The following is a 19979-nucleotide window of genomic DNA, read 5'->3' on the forward strand; positions in this document are numbered from 1 at the left end:
TTTCATCCCGACCATGAACATTCAAATGACTGTATAGCGGAAGTGCAAATTCCCGTTGAAAAAAAACAGGTTTTCCACCCACTATCAAGAAAGAGATTCAAAACAAATCATAACGGAATTGAATATCCCAGTGACAATCCAGGACGAAACGTTGCTGCCGGTTATTCCAAGGAGCTGAGCATATTAAACATACCTTCAGAGGATAGAACACTCTGAAGGTATGTTTCTAGCGGTCTGTTACGACAATATAAGCCGCTTTAACAGGGCCATGGACGCCGACAACCAGATCCATTTCAATATCGGCTGAATTGCTTGGTCCTGTTATATAGTTGATGCATGACGGGATGACTTCGCCGTCTGCAACCTTTTGTTTGATGATCCCGCTTGCCTGTGTCATTCTCGGAACGATCGAGCTTTTTGGAACGATCGCAATGTGTGTCGTTGGCAGCAAGCTGACAGAACGCCCTTTGTCTTTTGAACTGAAAAGGACGACCGTTCCCGATTCTGCAAGAGTGATTTCGCTGAAGGTAATGCCGATGTTTGCCTGTTCGGCGTGCTGAATATTTTCCTCTCCCGCAGCGGCATTCCATTCCCATACCTTAGTGCCTTCATTCGGCCATCTGTCTGTTAAAAGGCTTGACAGTCCGTACTCTTGAAAACGGTTATCTTTTGGAACAATGACAGGTCCGCCCCCAAATCGCGATGCTTGTTCATACAAGGCATCATGCAGGCCGATGGCGTCTGTTTCAATCAGTTCTGTATGAATCTTCAGGCAGTGCTCTTTTAAGACGCCGACCAGCTCATCTTGCGTATAGCCTTGGTACACCCGGTGCTGCGGCTGATGGGCGTAATCGGGAACAGAAACGCCGGCTGACCGCCTATCTCGACCGAGCCTTTCCGCAATCCGGTTTAAAAAGCTGTCCTTGTTTTGGATTGTTCCGTTTGTCATCTGTCTTCCCCCTTATCGTTCTGTCTGTCCTGAAACCAGTCGCGGAACCTAGACCCATTCGGTGCGGGGAAATCGCGAATTTGCGTCCATTGTTTTAACGGACCGGGCCCCTTCGTAATTTTTTCACCGTCTTTAAACGGCTTCATCGCTGCCGGAGCCCATTTCGAGCCCATTTTGTAAAGGGACGGCGTAGAAGTCCCCAATCCGAACGCCTTCATCGCCAGCTTTTCTGAAATCGGTGCGCGCCCTTCTTTTTCGACGATGCGCTGCCTATGTTTTAAGAGCAGCTCATGAAGCGGAATTTTAACCGGACACGCTTCCGTGCAGGCGGCACATAATGAAGAAGCGTAAGGCAGCTCCTTGTAATCGTCATACCCTCCGAGAAGCGGCGATAATACCGCCCCGATGGGACCGGAATAAATCGAGCCGTAAGAATGGCCGCCGACATGGCGGTAGACCGGACAGACATTGATGCAGGCCGCACAGCGGATGCACTGAAGGACGGATTGAAATTCGGTTCCGAGAATCTTCGAACGCCCGTTATCAACGATTACGAGATGGAATTCCTCCGGTCCGTCTGCTTCATCTGGCAGTTTCGGCCCCGTCAAAGCTGTGATATAGCTTGTCAGCCGCTGGCCGACCGCGCTTCTGGTCAGCATTCCGACAAGAACTTCAAATTCGTCGAATGATGGGACGATCCGTTCCATTCCCATCACGGTGATCTGTGTTTTCGGAATGGTCGTCACAAGGCGTCCGTTTCCCTCATTTGTGACGAGGCTGACAGACCCTGTATCGGCAATTGCAAAATTGCAGCCCGTAATGCCGATGTCCGCCTCCAAAAACTTCTTCCTGAGCACGGCTCGCGCGTGCATGACGAGCTCCTCAGGCTGTTCCGTTTTGCGATAGCCGATCCGTTCTTTAAATACGTCGCGGATCTGTTCTTTGTTTTTATGCAGCGCCGGGGCGACGATATGTGATGGCGGATCATGGTCGTCAATCTGGAGGATGTACTCTCCCAAATCGGTTTCAACCACTTCACAGCCTTCGTTTTCAAGCGCTTCATTCATATTGATTTCTTCCGTGACCATCGACTTTGATTTCACAATTTTTTTGCCGTTTTTCTTTTTCACGACATCGCGGATGTAGCCTGCTGCTTCCTCGGCCGTCTCAGCAAAAAAAACGTGCCCGCCTTTTTTGGCGACATTTTCGGCGAGCTGTTCGAGATAATAATCAAGATTCGCCAGCACGTGCTGCCTGATTTCTTCGGCAAGCGACCGCCATTCTTCCCAGTTTCCGAGCTCTTCCGCCGCCTCGAGCCGCCTCGCTCTTAGACGCTCTTGGGCGCTTGAGACGGCTCCCCTCATAAACTCATTTTCAAGCCCTTCTGATACGCGTTCTTTAAATTTTTGTGTTCCGATCTTCATCGCCATGACCATCTTCCCCCTCTATCTGTTAAATGACCGGATGTCTGTTATCTGCTGTTTAAAACCTCTGCAATGTGCATGACTTGTATCGGCTTTTCTTTCCTGCCGATTCGCCCCCCGATATTCATCAAACAGCCGCAGTCCGCCCCGATCAACACGTCTGCACCCGTGTCTTCAACACAAGCCACTTTTTCATCGACCATCTGCTCGGATATTTGCGACATTTTCACCGAAAATGTCCCCCCAAATCCGCAGCAGTCATGCTTGCGCTCTAGCGGCACGAATTCCAGCCCTTTCACATGGCTGAGCAGTTTCATCGGCGTGTCTGCCACGCCCAGAAGCCTTGTCATGTGACATGAGGTATGATAAGTTGCCTTTTTCTCCAACTGTGCCCCTACGTCTTCTATCTTCAATACATTGACGATAAAGTCCGTCAGCTCATACGTTTTATCAGCCAGCCGCTGCGCTTTGTCCGCCCAGGCAGGCTCATCCCGGAAAAGGTGCGGGTATTCTTTAAACATAAAAGCGCAAGATCCTGAAGGGCTGACGACATATTCAGCGGATTCAAACGTTTCAATCATGCGCCTCATCGCTTTTTTCGAGTCTTTGACATAGCCGCTGTTGTAGGCAGGCTGTCCGCAGCAGATCTGGCCTTCGGGAAAATCCACATCACACCCCAGCCGTTCCAGCAGTTCAACGGTTGCCTTTCCGACATTCGTCTGAAACATGTCAACCAAACACGTGATAAACAGTGAAACTTTCATCTTGATCCCCTCTCCCGACCTAAGATAATCAGGTCATCTGATGACTTGGTTAAAAAACCCTCTTTCTCCATCTTACAACTTGTGAACATTTTTTGAAAGGGGTTTCTTTTTGGTTTTCACTCAGTCATGCCTATGAAAAGCAGGACGCCGCTGCTTTTCAAATGGCTGTTTCATCGGCTTGTTTAGTTTCTTCAAAGTAGGCGGCCAGCACCTTTTCCACGTTTGTCAAATGATCAAGCATGGCTTTTTCCGCTTTTTGGCCGTCCCGTTCCTTCACGGCCTGATAGATGGCTTCATGCTCCTCATAAAGGCGTTGAACAGATGTTTTTTTGGAAAACAGCCAGATTTTGCGCGTTTCTCTCATCGTTTCAATCAAAAGGGATGAAACATGGTTCATCAGGCCTTTTAACAGATCATTTTGCGATGCCCCGGCTAGCGCCAAATGAAAGGCGAGATCGGCTTTTTCGCCAAGCTCCCCGTTGCCGTCCGCCTGTTTCATATCTTGAAGCGCCGTACGCATGTGTTCCAAGTCTTCTTCCGTGCGTTTTTGAGCCGCTCCGGAAACAGCGCCGATTTCAAGAATTTTGCGCACTTCAAGGAGCTCGGCGACATCCTTCTTTTTCATCAGCAGGGCAGCGGAAAGAGGAATCGAGACTTGATCGGACTCAAACCTCTTGACATAGGTGCCTTCTCCCTGCCTCATTTCCACCATCCCCATCGCTTTCAAAGCGGACAGCGCTTCCCTGACTGCTGAGCGGCTGACTTGAAAGCTCTCCGCAAGCAATTGGACGGAGTCAAGCTTATCACCCGGCTGAATCTCTCCGTTTTTAATCGATTCAAGAAGGGCTTCTGCCACTTCTTCATATATTTTTTTCGTCTTGATTTGTTTATATTTCAATTTTTTTCACCTCTTAAACAGACTGGGCTTGATGCATCATTCTTCTTATTATACCGTTCTTTGCGTCCGGAACATATAGCAGGGAGTCATACAAAAAAAGATTGTAATTTATGACATTGAGAAATATAATGCTAAATGATCGGTCTTATCATCATGTCATCTGATGATTAGAAACAAAGGGGGAATTGAAGATGGGATGGACACAGGTGTATACACCGCTGGGGAATAGCTTACCGCTATCTTCACTCGCAGCGCTTATTCCGATTTTGTATTTCTTTTGGGCTTTGGCCATCAAACGAATGAAAGGGCATACAGCCGGGTTGACGACTTTGCTGATTGCATTGGTGCTGGCTGTTTTCGTTTACGGAATGCCGGCCGAAAAAGCCGTGATGTCGGCGTCCCAAGGTGCAGTATACGGACTTTTGCCAATCGGCTGGATTATTATCACATCGGTTTTTTTGTACAAGCTTACGGTCAAAACCGGACAATTTGAAGTGATTCGCAGTTCTGTTCTGTCAATCACTGATGACCGGCGCCTGCAGGCACTTTTGATAGCGTTTTCATTCGGGGCGTTTTTAGAAGGGGCGGCAGGCTTTGGCGCACCGGTCGCCATATCCGCTGCATTGCTTGCAGGACTTGGGTTCAACCCTTTATATGCGGCAGGCATCTGTTTAATCGCCAATACGGCGCCGGTCGCCTTCGGTGCGATCGGGATTCCGATTATTGCGGTTGAAGGGCCGACCGGCATTCCGGCGATGGAGATTTCAAAAATGGTCGGACGCCAGCTGCCGTTTTTATCTGTTTTTATTCCATTTTATTTGATCGTGATCATGAGCGGATTCAGAAGATCTTTGGAAGTGCTGCCGGCGATTTTAGTGTCAGGCGTTTCGTTTGCTGTGACCCAGTATCTCAGCTCAAACTTTTTAGGTCCCGAGCTTCCGGATATTTTATCAGCGATCGTTTCACTTGTTGCACTTGCCGTTTTCTTAAAATTCTGGAAGCCGAAAACGACATTCAAATTTCCGCACGAGAAGGAAGCAGCTGCCGCAGCCGAGGCGGAACAGCCTGAATATCGGCAAGGTGCATATTCTGCAGGGCGGATTTTCAAGGCGTGGACACCGTTTTTATTGCTGACCGCAATGGTTTCCCTTTGGGGAATTCCCGCTGTGAAACAGGCGCTGACCGGACATTATGAAGGGTCAAATCCATTGCTGATTGTTTTAAATGACGCCGGCAGCCGGCTGTCATTCGCGCCGGGTGTGCCTTTTTTGCATAATCAAATACTGGACTCATCAGGAAAACCGATCGAGGCTCTTTATAAACTCGAACTGCTAGGATCAGCAGGGACGGCTATACTGATTGCAGCTGTACTGACAAAGTTTGTGACGGCCATTGCCTGGAAAGATTGGGGCGCTGTGCTGATAGATACGCTGAAGGAGCTGAGAAAGCCGGTATTGACGATTGCTTCTGTCGTCGGCTTTGCCTATGTCACCAATTCTTCGGGCATGAGTACGACCCTCGGTATGTCACTGGCGATGACGGGTGCGATGTTTTCGTTTTTCTCTCCTGTTCTTGGCTGGCTCGGCGTATTTATTACAGGTTCTGACACGTCCGCAAATTTGTTGTTCGGCAGTCTGCAAAAAGTCACCGCAACATCGGTCGGAATGGAACCGGTGCTGTCTGTAGCAGCCAATTCTTCCGGCGGTGTCACAGGAAAAATGATTTCTCCGCAATCCATTGCGGTCGCCTGTGCAGCTGTCGGTCTAGCGGGGAAAGAGTCGGACTTGCTCCGCTTTACACTGAAGCATAGCTTATTTCTCTTATTCTTGGTTTGTATGATCACATTCCTGCAGCATCATGTGTTTTCATGGATGATTCCGTAAAAAAGGGCCGCCGGCACTGCCGGTCGGCCTTTATTCATATCGTTTTCTGATGGATGAAGGCAAAATGTTGAGCTGGTCTCTGTATTTGGCAACTGTTCGCCTGGAGATGACGACACCGTGCTTTTCATTTAACAAATCGGCCAGCTTCTGATCTGAAAGCGGTTTCATTTTATTTTCTTCTTCGATCAGACGGCGGAGATGCGCTTTGACTGCATGACTTGACGTATGACCGTCAGAGGCATCTTTTACTTTTGCTGAAAAAAACCGCTTGAGCTCGCATAGCTCATAAGGCGTTTGCACAAACTTCCCTTTCACCGCCCGGCTCACCGTGGATTCATGAATGCCGAGGGCATCGGCGATTTCTTTTAATGTCAGAGGCTGAATTTCATTTTTTCCTTTTAGAAAATAATCTTTTTGCCGAACCATGATTTCCCCCATGACCCTGCTCATCGTTTCCCTTCTTTGTTTAAGGGCATTGTCAAGCCATTTCCACTGCCTGTATTTATCGGATATAAAGGCGGAGGCGTCATCATTCGCCCGTCTCTCTAAAAACGGCTCATAAAACGCATTAAGCTGGATGTCCGGAAAAGAACGGCTGCTGAGTTCAAGCATCAATTTTCCGTCCTGAATGAAAATGATCAAGTCAGGTTCAATGTAGACGTCCCGCTCCCCAGCGTCATAAAGCAAGCCAGGCCTCGGCGTCAGTCCGGTGATAAGATCCTGAATATCCTGAAGCTCTAAAAGGGAGAGACCCGCTGCGGCAGAAAGCTCTTTCCATGCTTTGTTAGCGAAAAGTTCGAAATAGCTGGACATGACTTTTTCCGCATCTGCCGTTTGTTTTGGGAGCCGCCTCAATTGAATTAGGATGCATTCCTTGAGGGATCGCGCTCCTATTCCGGCAGGTTCAAGCGTCTGCAGTTTTGCCAGGACTGTTTCGACTTCCTCGCTTGGCACAGACAGTGCGGAGGCGATAAAGGACAGCTTTTCTGTCACATATCCGTTTGAATCAATCGATTCAGCCAAATAGCTGAATATGCGCTTCTCCCGATCTGACAAATGCAAATCGAGCGCCTGCCGTTTTAAAGCGCTTTTTAAATCCTCATGCGTCGTTCCGGCAGGAAGCGGATATTCTCTTTGTAAATGCTGATTGGTTTTATGGTAAAATGATCGTGGAATATCGGGGTCTTTCCGTTCGATAAGAGGGTTTTCCAGTGAGAGTTCATCAATCCGGCTGTTAAGCTCAGCCGAAGTATACTGCAGCATATTAATGGCTTGTGTAAGCCCCTGTGTCAAGTGAAGTTTTACCGTTTGCTGCTGCTGCACATTCAAGTTCATCATTTCTCCCCCTCCCATTATTAGTTTACACGATCGATTCCGTACCGTATAGACATAAAAAGGAGTGTTTTCCATTGTCAGAACTTTTTTCTGTGCCTTATTTCATAGACAATTTTAAAACCCATATTGAAATGAATCCAAATGAGGACAAGGTGCATGCGATGAACAGCTATTACCGCTCCGTCGTTTCAACGCTTGTTCAGGATCAGCTGACAAAAAATGCAGTTGTTTTAAAACGGATTCAGCATTTGGATGAGGCTTATAACAAAGTAAAACGTGAAGAAGCATAGCATGAAAAAAGCCGTCTGTTACGCATGAACAGGCGGCTTTTCTGTTTTTGTCCCGTCTTTTTGTATCAGCTTTGTATTCGGGATGTCTTTCATCCATGTATTGTAGTAGTTCGCGTTTTTTCCATAGGAGTTGTCGATTACGACGTTCTCCTTTTGCAGCAGGCACGATAAAATATGGCCGTGCAGCCTTGAAGTGACAACCGATTCATAACGGCTGAAAAAAAGGATCGATTTGCTGACGAGAGAATCTGAATAACGTCTCCAATAAGAAGCGATCGGCAGCGGATTTCCCGCTTTTTTGTTGAGAATGTTTAAGGTTTGAAGCCGCTTGATGCCGCGCTTGTCTTTATCGGACAAAATCACGTTCCAGTCATATGTATCAGGCTCTCCTGCTGTCTGTAAAGTGCTGTTGGCTTCCTTATCCGTTCTGATCAATCGCAAAACAGATGCCGACGGGTTTTCAGAAGGCGCAATCGGCCAGAGCTGATGGGCCATATCCGGCATCATTCTCAGGTTTTTCAGCCCTTCGAAGCGTTCAGCAGCAAACTGGAATGACGCCTTTTCTCTCGCAAATAAATGAAGATCCTGATGAGCTGTTAAAATGTCCCGCGTCCGCTTGATATTTTCTTCATTTTCATAATAAATGGACTGCGGCAGAATCACGATCCGGTTGTCGGGATAGTGCTGGACAACACGCTCCCTGAATTGCTGGAAGTGGGGATACAAATCACCGAAGTTGCCTCCGCCCTGGCAGACAATAATCACATTCTTAGGAATGTTGCGGCCGGGAATGAAGTTTTCTGCGTTCCACCTTTCGCGCACCCGAATCCCGTACGCTTTAAAAAATGCTTCCGTTCCTTTCATGATCAGCAAATCGCCTACATTCCCGTAAAGGGGGTAGTCCAAATAAACGACTGACGAATGCCTCGGTATGACATCCAATATTTCTCCCAGCTTCTCTTTTAAGCTGTCCATGGAATATGTAATCGCCATGTTTAGCACCTCATTTATATTTAATCCGGTCGGCAAGCACCTGAATAACCCGGTCTTGTTCTTCTCGTGTCAGGCTTGATCCTGACGGGAGGCATAGTCCTCTGTGAAATAAATCATCGGCAACAGATCCGCTTTCATCATGCGGATAAAAGGCGGCGCCATTAAAAAGCGGCTGTCTGTGCAGAGGCTTCCATAACGGACGCGCTTCAATATTCTCGCCGGCAAGCTGTTCAATGATCTCCGCGGGCGATGTTTTAATCTTTTTTTCATCAAATGTTAATGTCGTCAGCCAGCGGTTCGACATGCCAAATTCAGGCATGAAGTCTACACCGTCCATTTCAGAGAGCGCCTCTTGATAGCGCTTGAAAATGGCGCGCCGGGCATTCACCCTGTCATCCAAAACTTCGAGCTGGGCAATGCCGATTCCGGCGAGCACATTGCTCAACCGGTAATTGTAGCCCGTTTTTTGGTGCTGATAATGGATCGCCGGCTCCCGCGCCTGGGTGGCTAAAAACCGCGCTCTTTTCAAAGCGTCTTCATCATCGCTGACAAGCATCCCCCCGCCTGAGGTCGTGATAATTTTATTGCCGTTGAACGAGTAAATGCCAAAGCGGCCAAACGTTCCGCTCTTTCTGCCTTTGTACACAGATCCTAGAGATTCTGCCGCATCTTCAATGACAGGCACCGCAAATCTGTCGCAAATCTCGATAATCTCATCCATTTTGGCGCTTTGCCCGTACAAATTGACAACGATGACCGCTTTCGGAAGATGTCTGGCCCGCTCCGCCTCGTCAAGCGCCCGTTCAAGCGCTTGAGGCGACATGTTCCATGTATCTCTTTCAGAATCAATAAACACCGGCTCGGCCTGCTCATACAAAATGGGGTTGGCGCTTGCGACAAATGTAAAAGAGGAACAAAATACAGTATCGCCTTTTCCAGCTCCCAATAACTTGAGTGCGAGATGAATCGCGGCTGTTCCCGAGCTGACGGCGGCCGCACCGGCCGTTCCGGCATAGGCGGCAAGTTTTTCTTCAAATGTATCGACCAGGGGGCCGAGTGGTGCGATCCAGTTTGTCCTGAAGGCTTCAGCTACATAGCGCTCTTCCTCTCCGCTCATATGCGGCGGCGATAAATAAATTCGCTTTTTCTGACTCATTTTTTTCACCCTTTTTACAACTGTGATTTGATTGTTCTTGCAGGAACTCCGACTGCTGTTGCATCATCTGGGATATCATCTATGATCGCTGCACCCGCTCCCGTCACGCTCCGGCGTCCGATCGTTTTCCCCGGGATAACGACCGTCCCCGCTCCGACATGCGCCCCGTCCATAACCGTCACGCCTCCGGTCAAAACCGTTCCCGGTGAAAGATGGACATAGTCGCCGATTTGATTGTCGTGTTCGACGATCGCACCTGTATTGACAATACTGTGCATACCGATACAGGCATCGGCTTGGATGACGCTGGCCGCCATTACAACAGATCCCCTTTCAATCCGGGCCGATCTGCTGACCGCAGCAGACGGATGAACCAGTACCGCATACCGTTCAAGGGGAAGGCCTAGGCTTTCAAACAACTTTTTTCGCAGATTATTTCTGCCGACGGCGATGATGAATTTCACATCAGGACACAAACGAATCAGTTCGTCTGCCGCGAATGAAGGTCCATGATAAACACCGTTTTCAATGTGAAGCGATTCAAACCGGTCATCGAGAATTCCGGCAAGCACTGTATCCGGACGCTCTTCAACGATATCCCGGATGACTTTGCCGTGGCCTCCGGCACCGATGATCACCATGCTTTGCATCAGGCCTTCCTTCTCCCTGTAAATTTTTCCGTGGTCACGTGTCGATCTTGGCTGACGCCTTCCGATTTCAGCACTTTTCCGACTGTTAGCAAAAGGATTTTGATATCAAGCAAAAAAGACCGGTGATCCACATACCAGACATCGAGTTCAAATTTTTCTTCCCATGTCACTTTATTTCTGCCGTTAATTTGCGCCCAGCCCGTGATGCCCGGTCTGACTTCGTGGCGTCTCCACTGTCTTTTTGTGTAAAGGGGAATATACTCCATCAAAAGGGGACGGGGACCGACAAGGCTCAGGTCGCCCTTGATGACATTAATCAGCTGCGGCAGTTCATCCAGGCTCGTTTTTCTGATCAGCCTGCCCGTTTTTGTCAGCCGTTTTTCGTCGCTGAGCAGGTTTCCCGCTTCATCTCTTTCATCAGTCATCGTTCTAAACTTATATAGTGTAAAAGGTTCGCCGTTCAAGCCCGGACGGGTTTGGCGGAATAAGACAGGCGAGCCGATTTTCCACCTGATGAGACAAGCCGTGAAGATCATGGCCGGGCTGAGAGCAGCCAGCAAAATCACCGCGAATACAAGATCGAAAAAACGTTTAGCTATCATGAAAACCGCACCCCTTTCTTTTATTTGAAAAATCCCTTTTGAAAAGGGAGTGATGCAGAAGACCGCAACGTCTTTAGCTTGGCTGAAACGGCAAGCCGTTCATCTTTTGTAAGCATCACAAAATAAGCAAACAGCACATAAGCGCCCGTGGCCACCAGCCCCGTCATGATAAGAGAGAGCAGGCTGTCAACCGGAAAAAAGAATTGAATCGCAAAACAGACAGCCAAAGCAAATGAAGCCCCGGCAAGCGGAGCATAAACGCCTTTATAAAAGACCCGTTTTCTCTCGCCCGTTATTTTTGACGCATAAATCGGTGTGAAGACAACGTTTTTCAGCATTAAAGCAGCCGCGCCGGCAATCGCAATCCCGTAAAGACCCAATCCTGCCGGGCCGCTCAAAGCAATGGCAAGCAGCAAATTGACGGCACCGAAGGCAACCGTCGTCAGCGCCGGTGTTTTCAGCTTGTTATAGGCTGTAAAAATATAAAAAAGCGGCGCCGGGCTTAATGAAACCACCAAGTAACCGGCATGTATCAATAAGAGCCATTTTAAATGTTCAAATGAAGGCCCGAGCCAAAGCGTCAAAAACGGGCCGGCCAGCCCGCCGAGCAGCGCCGCCGGCAAAGCAAGCACGATTCCGTTAAATCTGACGGCCTGATTGGCGTAGCGGACAAGCCCCTCTTTGTCGCCTCTTGAATAATAGAGTGTAATCGTCGGTGAAAATACAGCGGCAAGCGTCCCCGACATCGTCCGGATTAAAAGCGGAAACTGAATAATCGCTGCATACATCCCGGATTCGGAAACCCCAAGCATGACATTGGCCACCATTAGATCGATTTGCAAAAAAAGAAGCACACCGATTTGGCTGATAGAACTCCATCCCCCTGCCTGCAGGAGCTTTCTGCACTTTTTAAACGACATATCCTTTATCCGAAACGAAAACCACGGAATTAATTTTTTAAAGAATATGATCGACAGAACACACGCCGAAACCGCAGCGATGAGAGCGGCAAGCTGGATGTGCCAGATTTTCGGCGCAAACCATGAGAAAATGCATAATACGCTCACCACGCGAATCAGCATTTGTACAGCCTGGATCGTGCTTGTAATATAAATTTTGTTGGCAAAAAACGGCCCGGCTGCAAATCCCGACATAAAAAAGGTTAATAAAAAAAGAAGACTGCCAATCAACAGCGCGGTCTGCACATCGCCTAAGAGGCCGGAGGGCACGCGAATGATCGAATCGATAAGAAACACCGTTCCAACGAGCGGCAAGAATAAAAAAACCGAAAGAGCAAGTGATGAGACAATATAAGTATTCATATAGCCTCTTGCTTCATCATGCGCTCCCCTGTGGGCTGACACGGAAAAGAACCTGACAACAACCGCACTCAGGGCGACCGTAATAATCGAAAAATAGTTGATCATATTTTGTGTTAAATGAACGAACCCGAATGCTTCAACCCCGAGGTTTTTGATCACAAACGGCGTCAGCCACATCGAAAACAGCACGGATAATAAAAAAGACGCCATATTGGCGCCGAGATTCAAGATAAATGTCTTATTCAAAAGGCTCATCCCTTACTGGGCAGATTTCGTTTAAAAAACAATTCGAGCAGAATCGGAACATTCAGCTTGCATAACAATAAAACGAGCCGCTGCCCGGTTAATAGCTTAGTATTCCGAATGGATGTGGCTTTGACGCATGACTGCACCATCCGATAAGACAAAATGTCTTTTATATGCCGCCGCACCTGTTTTGAAGGCTTAGGTTCGGCGCAGGCATTGGCTAAAAGCATTGGAATTTGGTGTTTGCACATGTATGTTACAAGGTCGTCCGCACATTCATCCAGCAGCTGAAATGTCTCATAGAACCTCTTTTTCGCACGATATTGCCTGATCAGGCTTTCATCCATATACGGTTTATAAGGAACCTCTGTCAAGCTTTGCGGATTCCACCTGTACATGTAGTAGCCCTCGTCGATCGCTTTCACCCGTTTCGCGGCATAAAAAGCGTACAGATTAAACGGCGAATCTTCCGCAAAACGAATATCCTCATAAAAAAACAGCTGGTTTTGCTTCAGCAGATCGCGCCTGTACAAATTCCGCCACACATACCAGATAAACCGGGATTCGTGCGCCCGTTTCAGCTCATGTTTAATATCCCAGCTTAACAGCAGGCGGCCGGCCGGCAAAGGAGGCGGAAAATAGGCTTGTTCTGTGTCCGAATGTTTGTGAAAACCGCACATGACGATATCAAGATCGTCTTTTTTGGCGGCGCCGTACATGTTCTCAAACATTGCAGGCGCTACAAAATCATCCCCGTCGACAAAACCGATATAATCTCCTGTCGCGGCCTGAAGGCCCGCATTTCTTGCTGAGCTCAGCCCTCCGTTTTTTTTATGGATGACTTTGACTCTTGCGTCCTTTCCGCAGTACCTTCTGGCTATTTCCCCCGACCTGTCGGGAGAGCCGTCATCAACAAGGATGATTTCGATATTTCTCAAGGTCTGCCTGAGCAGAGAATTGACGCATTCCTCAATATAATCCTCGACATTGTACATTGGAACAATGATACTGACAAATGGCTTCATTGAATATCACCTATGATTTTCTGTCTTAGATCTTTAAAATAATGATCCCTTGATGGCATTTCTTTATATGATGAATCGTTTTTGATTAATTCTTCAATCGCAAGGAGAACTTCTGCCGTGTTCGGCTTCTCTACAAGCTTCATTGACGGAGCATCTTTCAGCCAGTGGAAGCCTTCAAGCACCTTGTGGTCAAAAGAGCGGATCACAACACAAGGAGTCCCTGTAATCGCGCAAAAGATCATGCCGTGCAGCCTGTCCGTGACGACCACCTCGGCACCTCCCAGCTGATCCCAAAGCTTATTCAGCTCGCTCTCACGCGAGACGCGGCTGACTCTCTTGCCGATCGTCGTTGTAAAGGTTTTTGCTTCACCATACTCATCATTGACCGCCTTCAGCAGTGTTTCCCGCTCTTCCGGTTTGAGAAAGCTTTCTTTATCGTCCCTTAAACAAATGAAAACGCCGTCTCTTTCAGATTGCTGCTCTTTCTTTAAATAGAGCACCATATCAGGCTGTTTCAGAATCGTTTTGTTTGAGAAATGCTGTTTCATAAATTGATAGGTTGTATCATCACGCGCCATCATCAGCAGACGCGGATGAGAATTGTAGATTTTTTTCGCCCTTTTTAATTCCTTTTGTCCGTAAGGCGTTCTGGAAAAATGGACAGTGGCCGGAAGCTGGACGATTTTATAATGCTTAAATGCCTTAATAATGAAGCGCCTTGTCCATTCCTCATTTCTGTACAAATCCCCCATGTTGCCTCCGCCGATGATGAACACCATATCCTCGGGATGGCGGACGCGTCTCAGCGCTTTTGCATGTTTATAAATATCATTGATACCGATCTCAATGACTTCAAAATCGGCAAACTCATTTTCTATGAATGTCCGGCTTGCCAGGGCAATCGCATGATCCCCCAAATTATCATGAGAAGGAATTAAAGTCAGAATGATCTTTTTCTTGCCTTTATATTGGTCAAATCGCTTTAAACCCGGTGTACCCATCATATATTCCGAAGGATATTTCACCTTTAGCAGAAGCCATTCCGCAAGATTGATTTTCAATTCCTGAAAGGTCATTTCCTCACCGCCTATTTCTTCATTCTGTACTCGATTAATTTCTGATAGATAGCTGCGAATCCATACACGGCCGGAATAAGCCGGTAGCGAATCAGCAAAAGAAGCAGTTTCTTCTTTGAATCAAAAGCCGTCAGATCGACAGCGGGGATTTTCCCTCTGAATTCGGGACAAGTGCATATTCGGCGGATATTTTTATACTTCTCTGCCGAGGAGCTTTTGTTCCGGCTCTTACATTCATTCAAAACACTGATGCAGCCGTGGTTGACGATAAAAACATGAAGCGCTTCTTTTAAAGCCGGGAGCTCCCCGCGCTTTGTCAGACAATCCAGGTTTGCCTCATAAAGAGCAAGTCCGTCTTCAAACAGACCGGTCTGATATTTTTGGACAATCGATGATAAATGAACCCGGTAATGATAAAGCGGCTTCGGCAAAAACACCGCGGAATCAGCAAACAGCAGGCACCTGAAACTAAAATATTGATCTTCAATATTCTCGAGCTCCTCCCGAAGAGGAAAGACGAGCTGATGCTGTTCAATCAGGCTTCGTCTGTAAAGTTTATTCCAGGAAAAGCCGCTCACTCTGCCTTTCAACAGGTCTGTGATGAATGCGTCCTTCGGCTTTCCGGCATAGTTTTTGGCTATGTCCGGATAGACCGTTTTTCCCGTATCCTGGATTTCCACGGCATAATCGCAGATGACGAGGTCGGCATCTTCAGCCTTCGCTTTTTCATACATAGATTGGCAATAGTCCGCTTCAATCCAGTCATCGGAATCGATGAACGCCAAGTATTCCCCTGATGCCGCTTCAATGCCTTTATTCCTTACCGCGCCGAGACCTTGATTTTCCTGGATGATCGTTTTGATGCGGCCGTCCTTTTTGGCAAAGTGGTTAATCATTTTCTGGCTTCCATCTGTCGAACCGTCATTGACGATGATGATTTCAATATTGTTTAAGGTTTGGTTGATCAGCGATTGTAAACAATTCGGCAAAAAAGCTTCTGTATTATATACTGCGACCAGTAGACTAACTGCTGGGTTTTCCAATATGATTACTCCTTTGTCGGCATTTTTCACAAGACGGGATGATGATCCGCCGCGCCTTTTGTCGTCAACGTTCAAAAATCGTTCTGTACGGCAGCACCGAAGAATCAAACGGCATAAGCATAAAGCTGTATAAGAAATAGCAGATCAAAATCAAAACATATAGAAGCGCATTCGATTTCGGCTCAAAAATCCGCACAAAATAAGGAACGAGAATCAGCTGATAGAGCCCAAAATAGATGTTAAACCTCGCAAAAATGACATCCTTTGTCGCTAAAATCCCGAATAAAAAGCCGATCAGACAAAGGTTGACGATATAATCGACCTCAGGCCAGCGCTTTCGCAGCTGCTCCCTGAAGCAGAAAGCAAGCACAAGCGGGAGAAGAAGAACAATGATTTTAATCGAGTTCATTCCGTTTGAATTTCTCGTCAGCCACTCTTCATAGTGTCCGTATGAGCTGTTCTCAAGAACGACGAGAAATACGGAAAGAAATTTTTGATACAAGAAAGAGCCTGCTAAAAATAATAGAGTGAGACAGCCCAGCACAGGCGACCACGCTTTTCTTCTGACAATGAAATAGACCGGAATCATGATCAATGCAGAAGAATGAAAAAGCGAACAGATCAGCACGATGATGGTGTAGCGCACCCAGTTTCCATTGATCAGGTATTTGACCGCCCAAAACAGAATGCCTGCCACCATATACTGGCGAATGCCATTAAATGAAGCATAGTAGTGAAACATGCCGATCAATAGAAACATGCTTAATTCAAACGGCCGTCCAAACATATAAAGCGTCTTCACGATAAAGATGTAAGTAATGGCCGCCACAGTGGCAAACATGATTTGCGGATCATGTGTGATCTGATTCAATAGCCATAAGAGCGCAGTAAATCCCGGATCAGTCGACGCTTTGGCCGTGCCGAACCCGAATATTTCCCATATATTTTCGTATTTAGCGGCTAATTCATAAAGCAGCATATACGTATGGTAATCTGTTCCGACCTTGTATCTTAGTCCGGCAACAATAATCAATGAAACAAGCGGCACGACCGCAAGAATCGCATTCGGACGATAGCCTGTCGGCATCCTGTGATCTTCTCTGCCGTACATTTTTGCAAACCATGACCAGACAAAAACGACCCCCATATTCAACATATAGACAGCCATGATTTACCGCCCTTCTTGAGCAGAGATCGAATACATATTCAGCAGCCTCTTTAAATTTGCCTTTGCATCATAGCCTCTCTCTGTCAAGCTGTGCTGAATGTCCATCCATGTCGGCTTTTTCATTTGAACGGCCCGGCTGATTTCTTCGGTCCACTGTTCAAAACCCGTATCAAGACCGAGCCGCCTCAATAGGCCGAGCCCCAAATCCGTTTCCTCTGTAATTGCGTCCGAGACAATGCAAGGAAGACCTGAAGCCTGCGCTTCTACAAGAACGAGCGGCAGACCTTCAAACAAGGAAGGCATGACAAATACATCAAATGTCTGCATGAGAGCCGGGATATCTTCAACAACGCCGAGAAAGAGAATATCCTTTTCCAAACCAAGAGCGGCAGCTTTTTCTTCTATTTGTGTCCGCAGCGGTCCGTCGCCAGCGAACACAATTTGAAAGGGTATGTCCGTTTTCTTTAAATGCACGGCGAAATGAAGCATAAACGGATGGTTTTTTTGCTCGAAAAACCGGCCGACATGTCCGATGACCATTGTGTTTTCCCGAATGCCGAATTCCCTTTTCACAGCCGCTTTCGAAAGACTGTCCGCCTCTTTGAAACGGTCCAGGTCAATCCCGTTTTGCAAAAGATGAACCGCTTTTTTTCTCATTTTTTTCCCGCCGAACAAAAAACGCCCGGCATCTTGGCCACAGGCGCATAGACCCGTAGAATACGAGAGTATCAGACGCCGGAATACATGAAGCTGCAATGTATCCAAGAGCCGCGGATTCGGCTTCCAGGCTGTATTGTGAGAATGGCAGATTCTGACCGGAACACCGGCGAGCTTGGCCGCCAAAGCGGCGAAACCCGTCTGGAAATCCGTGTGGGCGTGTACAGCCGAATACGGCCCTTTTTCAATCAGAATGTCCCTGATGTTTTTGATGTAAGCCAAAAGACCGGACCGGCCGATGCTAGGTACATAAAACACGCGGCCGCCGCGGGTTATGATCTCGGGGTCATAGTCACACGTTTCCTCCCGATGAGAAATAAAATCAAATTGAACATGGCGCCGGTCTGTATGGCGATACATATTCATGATCATCGTCTCCGCGCCGCCGCGGTTCATTCCGCTTACGATGTGAAGCACCCGTTTTGGTCTCACGCTTCCGTCATTCATGTTTTACGACCCCTCCGCCTTCATTCATCAATCTTTTTTTATGATATTTGTTCATGACAAAAGGAGGCATGAGCCCCCTTATGATTGGTTTCATCGTATAGACATAGTCTGAGAGCGGCAGCTTCAGCCGTCTGCACGCCGTAAAGACGATACATGCATTATCAATGGAATAGCTGAACTTTCTCCTCTTAAATGCCGATTCATCTTCCCTTACTTTGTATAAAGCCTCCTGAAGATTGTAGCCTCTGTATCCCGCTTCAAAAAAACGGAGCCACAAATCGATATCTTCCATTCTCCTTGTCCGCCGGCCTACACGGTATCCTTTCAGGGCATGGTAAACTTCCGCCCTCATCATAATCGTCGCATGGCAAAACGGTGTGCCTTTCGCCATCACTCTTGGCCCGGGTGAGGATGGCATCATTCTGACGCCTCTCACACCTTCCTCATCGAAAGCGATCATCCCGCTGCCGACGACCTGGTAATGGGACTGCGATTCCAAAAACGCGACCTGTTTTTCAAAGCGCCTTGCCAAAGAGATATCATCACCGTCCTGGCGCGCGATATATTTTCCTTCGGTATATTGGAGACAATGATTTAATGAGGCCGCCAGCCGCTTGTTTTCCTCATTCCTGATCAGCTTGATTTTATCGCTGTAATGCCTGGCATACTGCCTGGCGATTTCATATGTCCGATCTGTTGAAGCATCATCACAAATAATCAGTTCCCAGTTTTTATAGGTTTGGCTCAAAATCGATTCGATGCTCTGAGCCAGCGTGTCTTCACAATTATAGACTCCCATAATGACAGAAACTTTCGGCTTTTGTCCGTCTGTCATCCTTTCAGCCTCCTCTCAGCTGTTTCATTTTTCATAAAGGAAGAATAAATGTCTGCCATCTCTTTCACCGTACGCTTCTGCGAATAAACGGCGGCCGTCCTTCTCCCCGCTTCCCCCATCTGTTTTTGTAAATCTGCTGAATGATAAAGACGCAAAAGACGGTCGCTGAAGATCCCGGCGTCTCCTTGCGGAATGAGAAATCCGTTGATCCCGTTTTTTATGACTTCACGGTGGCCGCGGTTGTCCGTTGCAACGGCGGGTTTTCCTGCCGCCATGCCTTCGAGCAGATTCATGCCGAGCCCTTCCCTGATGCTTGAAGCGACAGATACATCAGCAAGCTGGATCCATTCATGAATCTCCTTTTGAAATCCCGCAAATCGGATGTTTGCAGCGATCCCCTTTTGTTCTGCCAAACGGCTGTACTCTTTTTCCATCTGTCCTTTGCCGGCAAAAACGAGTTTGATGTTCGGCATCCTGTCTTTTAAAAGAGCCGCCGCTTCGATTAACAGCGACTGATTTTTATTTACGTTCAGCTCAGCCGGATATATGAGGATAAAATCATCTTCGTTCAGATGATATTTCTTTCTGAGCCGCTGTTTTTCTGCTTCATCAACAGGCTGAAACCGTTCCGTATCGACGCCGATGCCGTGGATTTTTTCCGTCCGCATCGCTTTTCGCAAACCCTTTGCGAGCCGAAAGTCTTCTTCATTAATCGTAATCAGGCAATCGGTCAAAGAGGAGAGACCTTTTTCAATCGGATAGTACAACAGCCAATTTTTCAGAGGCGCACCCTTGCAAAAATGAAAACCGTGGGCGGTATAGATCACTTTTGCTCCCAGCTTTCTCTTCTTTCGGGCAGCAAGACGGGCCAGCACCCCTCCCATCGGAGTGTGGCAATGAATGAGGCTGTACTGATTCTCGTCCATGATGCGCGCCAGATCCCGATAGGCCGCCAAATTGCTCGCTTGCAGAGGAGAGCGCTTGATATCGATATCGTATTTTTTATCGACAAAGGGAAGCGGCATACTTCCTTTTGCCGCTACATGGACATTCCAGCCCTGTTCTTTAAACCATTTTAAATATGGAAGGTGGAAGGCTTTAAAGTGGTAGTCCACCGTCGCGCAAAACAAAACCGTTCTTGGCATGATCGATCCCC

The 19979-nt window shown here is 47.6% G+C and carries 19 protein-coding genes; 2 read left to right on the forward strand and 17 right to left on the reverse strand.

Translation table 11 applies throughout. The annotated features are described in order from the left end of the window. Window positions 1-226 precede the first annotated feature (226 nt). The 4 genes from BTA30_RS08870 to lutR form a co-directional block, all read right to left on the reverse strand. On the reverse strand, window positions 227-949 hold the full coding sequence (locus tag BTA30_RS08870) for a LutC/YkgG family protein (RefSeq protein WP_076760875.1): 723 nt from the start codon (window positions 947-949) through the stop codon (window positions 227-229). Beyond that, window positions 946-2379: a LutB/LldF family L-lactate oxidation iron-sulfur protein gene (locus tag BTA30_RS08875; RefSeq protein WP_076760876.1), complete on the reverse strand. Its 1434-nt coding sequence runs from the start codon at window positions 2377-2379 to the stop codon at window positions 946-948. The genes BTA30_RS08870 and BTA30_RS08875 overlap by 4 nt, the downstream gene beginning before the upstream one ends. 41 nt (window positions 2380-2420) lie before the next feature. Further along, the gene (locus BTA30_RS08880) at window positions 2421-3137 is read right to left on the reverse strand and encodes a (Fe-S)-binding protein (RefSeq protein ID WP_076760877.1); all 717 of its coding nucleotides are present in this window, start codon (window positions 3135-3137) and stop codon (window positions 2421-2423) included. A gap of 157 nt (window positions 3138-3294) precedes the next feature. Continuing rightward, window positions 3295-4035, reverse strand: coding sequence for an L-lactate utilization/bacilysin biosynthesis transcriptional regulator LutR (lutR, locus tag BTA30_RS08885; RefSeq protein WP_076760878.1), 741 nt, complete (start codon window positions 4033-4035; stop codon window positions 3295-3297). Between the two features lie 191 nt (window positions 4036-4226). On the opposite strand from lutR, the gene lutP reads away from it, so the two are divergent. Further along, window positions 4227-5918 (forward strand): L-lactate permease LutP, encoded by a 1692-nt coding sequence (lutP, locus tag BTA30_RS08890; protein WP_076760879.1) that lies wholly within the window; start codon window positions 4227-4229, stop codon window positions 5916-5918. A 30-nt stretch (window positions 5919-5948) separates the two neighbouring features. Here the strand turns inward: lutP and rpoN are convergent, their stop codons facing one another. Next, window positions 5949-7253 (reverse strand): RNA polymerase factor sigma-54, encoded by a 1305-nt coding sequence (gene rpoN / locus BTA30_RS08895; RefSeq protein ID WP_239693675.1) that lies wholly within the window; start codon window positions 7251-7253, stop codon window positions 5949-5951. A 74-nt stretch (window positions 7254-7327) separates the two neighbouring features. Between rpoN and yvfG the strand changes: the two genes are divergently transcribed. Further along, window positions 7328-7543, forward strand: a complete 216-nt coding sequence (yvfG, locus tag BTA30_RS08900) for a protein YvfG (RefSeq protein WP_076760881.1) — start codon at window positions 7328-7330, stop codon at window positions 7541-7543. Between the two features lie 18 nt (window positions 7544-7561). Here the strand turns inward: yvfG and BTA30_RS08905 are convergent, their stop codons facing one another. The 12 genes from BTA30_RS08905 to BTA30_RS08960 form a co-directional block, all read right to left on the reverse strand. Beyond that, entirely contained in the window at window positions 7562-8536 is a 975-nt protein-coding gene (locus tag BTA30_RS08905; protein WP_076760882.1) for a polysaccharide pyruvyl transferase family protein, read from the reverse strand. 10 nt (window positions 8537-8546) lie between these two features. Continuing rightward, entirely contained in the window at window positions 8547-9692 is a 1146-nt protein-coding gene (locus BTA30_RS08910) for an aminotransferase class I/II-fold pyridoxal phosphate-dependent enzyme (RefSeq protein ID WP_076760883.1), read from the reverse strand. A gap of 14 nt (window positions 9693-9706) precedes the next feature. Next, entirely contained in the window at window positions 9707-10342 is a 636-nt protein-coding gene (locus BTA30_RS08915; protein ID WP_076760884.1) for an acetyltransferase, read from the reverse strand. Beyond that, entirely contained in the window at window positions 10342-10944 is a 603-nt protein-coding gene (locus BTA30_RS08920; RefSeq protein WP_076760885.1) for a sugar transferase, read from the reverse strand. Before BTA30_RS08920 ends, BTA30_RS08915 begins: the two co-directional genes overlap by 1 nt. 20 nt (window positions 10945-10964) lie before the next feature. Further along, window positions 10965-12521, reverse strand: a complete 1557-nt coding sequence (locus BTA30_RS08925) for an MATE family efflux transporter (RefSeq protein WP_239693674.1) — start codon at window positions 12519-12521, stop codon at window positions 10965-10967. Beyond that, on the reverse strand, window positions 12518-13537 hold the full coding sequence (locus BTA30_RS08930) for a glycosyltransferase (RefSeq protein WP_076760887.1): 1020 nt from the start codon (window positions 13535-13537) through the stop codon (window positions 12518-12520). The genes BTA30_RS08925 and BTA30_RS08930 overlap by 4 nt, the downstream gene beginning before the upstream one ends. Further along, on the reverse strand, window positions 13534-14613 hold the full coding sequence (locus tag BTA30_RS08935) for a polysaccharide pyruvyl transferase family protein (protein WP_076760888.1): 1080 nt from the start codon (window positions 14611-14613) through the stop codon (window positions 13534-13536). The genes BTA30_RS08930 and BTA30_RS08935 overlap by 4 nt, the downstream gene beginning before the upstream one ends. Before the next feature lie 11 nt (window positions 14614-14624). Continuing rightward, the gene (locus BTA30_RS08940) at window positions 14625-15656 is read right to left on the reverse strand and encodes a glycosyltransferase family 2 protein (RefSeq protein ID WP_076760889.1); all 1032 of its coding nucleotides are present in this window, start codon (window positions 15654-15656) and stop codon (window positions 14625-14627) included. A 64-nt stretch (window positions 15657-15720) separates the two neighbouring features. Further along, a complete protein-coding gene (gene epsG / locus BTA30_RS08945; protein WP_076760890.1) occupies window positions 15721-16824 on the reverse strand; it encodes a biofilm exopolysaccharide biosynthesis protein EpsG in 1104 nt (367 codons plus the stop codon). Window positions 16825-16827: 3 nt separating this feature from the next. Continuing rightward, window positions 16828-17988, reverse strand: coding sequence for a glycosyltransferase family 1 protein (locus tag BTA30_RS08950; protein ID WP_076760891.1), 1161 nt, complete (start codon window positions 17986-17988; stop codon window positions 16828-16830). After that, entirely contained in the window at window positions 17981-18823 is an 843-nt protein-coding gene (gene epsE / locus BTA30_RS08955; protein WP_076760892.1) for a glycosyltransferase EpsE, read from the reverse strand. Before epsE ends, BTA30_RS08950 begins: the two co-directional genes overlap by 8 nt. Beyond that, window positions 18820-19968, reverse strand: coding sequence for a glycosyltransferase family 4 protein (locus tag BTA30_RS08960; RefSeq protein WP_076760893.1), 1149 nt, complete (start codon window positions 19966-19968; stop codon window positions 18820-18822). Before BTA30_RS08960 ends, epsE begins: the two co-directional genes overlap by 4 nt. Window positions 19969-19979 lie beyond the last annotated feature (11 nt).

Source organism: Bacillus swezeyi (assembly GCF_001969815.1).
GTDB classification, from domain to species: Bacteria; Bacillota; Bacilli; order Bacillales; family Bacillaceae; genus Bacillus; species Bacillus swezeyi.

Bases quoted from the DNA above. Each gene is read 5' to 3' on its own strand.
- BTA30_RS08925 (WP_239693674.1), bottom strand. From the start codon at position 12,521: ATGAGCCTTTTGAATAAGACATTTATCTTGAATCTCGGCGCCAATATG.
- BTA30_RS08875 (WP_076760876.1), bottom strand. From the start codon at position 2,379: ATGGCGATGAAGATCGGAACACAAAAATTTAAAGAACGCGTATCAGAA.
- BTA30_RS08910 (WP_076760883.1), bottom strand. From the start codon at position 9,692: ATGAGTCAGAAAAAGCGAATTTATTTATCGCCGCCGCATATGAGCGGA.
- epsE (WP_076760892.1), bottom strand. From the start codon at position 18,823: ATGACAGACGGACAAAAGCCGAAAGTTTCTGTCATTATGGGAGTCTAT.
- BTA30_RS08935 (WP_076760888.1), bottom strand. From the start codon at position 14,613: ATGACCTTTCAGGAATTGAAAATCAATCTTGCGGAATGGCTTCTGCTA.
- BTA30_RS08905 (WP_076760882.1), bottom strand. From the start codon at position 8,536: ATGGCGATTACATATTCCATGGACAGCTTAAAAGAGAAGCTGGGAGAA.
- BTA30_RS08880 (WP_076760877.1), bottom strand. From the start codon at position 3,137: ATGAAAGTTTCACTGTTTATCACGTGTTTGGTTGACATGTTTCAGACG.
- BTA30_RS08915 (WP_076760884.1), bottom strand. From the start codon at position 10,342: ATGCAAAGCATGGTGATCATCGGTGCCGGAGGCCACGGCAAAGTCATC.
- BTA30_RS08920 (WP_076760885.1), bottom strand. From the start codon at position 10,944: ATGATAGCTAAACGTTTTTTCGATCTTGTATTCGCGGTGATTTTGCTG.
- BTA30_RS08870 (WP_076760875.1), bottom strand. From the start codon at position 949: ATGACAAACGGAACAATCCAAAACAAGGACAGCTTTTTAAACCGGATT.
- lutP (WP_076760879.1), top strand. From the start codon at position 4,227: ATGGGATGGACACAGGTGTATACACCGCTGGGGAATAGCTTACCGCTA.
- BTA30_RS08950 (WP_076760891.1), bottom strand. From the start codon at position 17,988: ATGAATGACGGAAGCGTGAGACCAAAACGGGTGCTTCACATCGTAAGC.
- rpoN (WP_239693675.1), bottom strand. From the start codon at position 7,253: ATGAACTTGAATGTGCAGCAGCAGCAAACGGTAAAACTTCACTTGACA.
- BTA30_RS08930 (WP_076760887.1), bottom strand. From the start codon at position 13,537: ATGAAGCCATTTGTCAGTATCATTGTTCCAATGTACAATGTCGAGGAT.
- BTA30_RS08960 (WP_076760893.1), bottom strand. From the start codon at position 19,968: ATGCCAAGAACGGTTTTGTTTTGCGCGACGGTGGACTACCACTTTAAA.
- epsG (WP_076760890.1), bottom strand. From the start codon at position 16,824: ATGGCTGTCTATATGTTGAATATGGGGGTCGTTTTTGTCTGGTCATGG.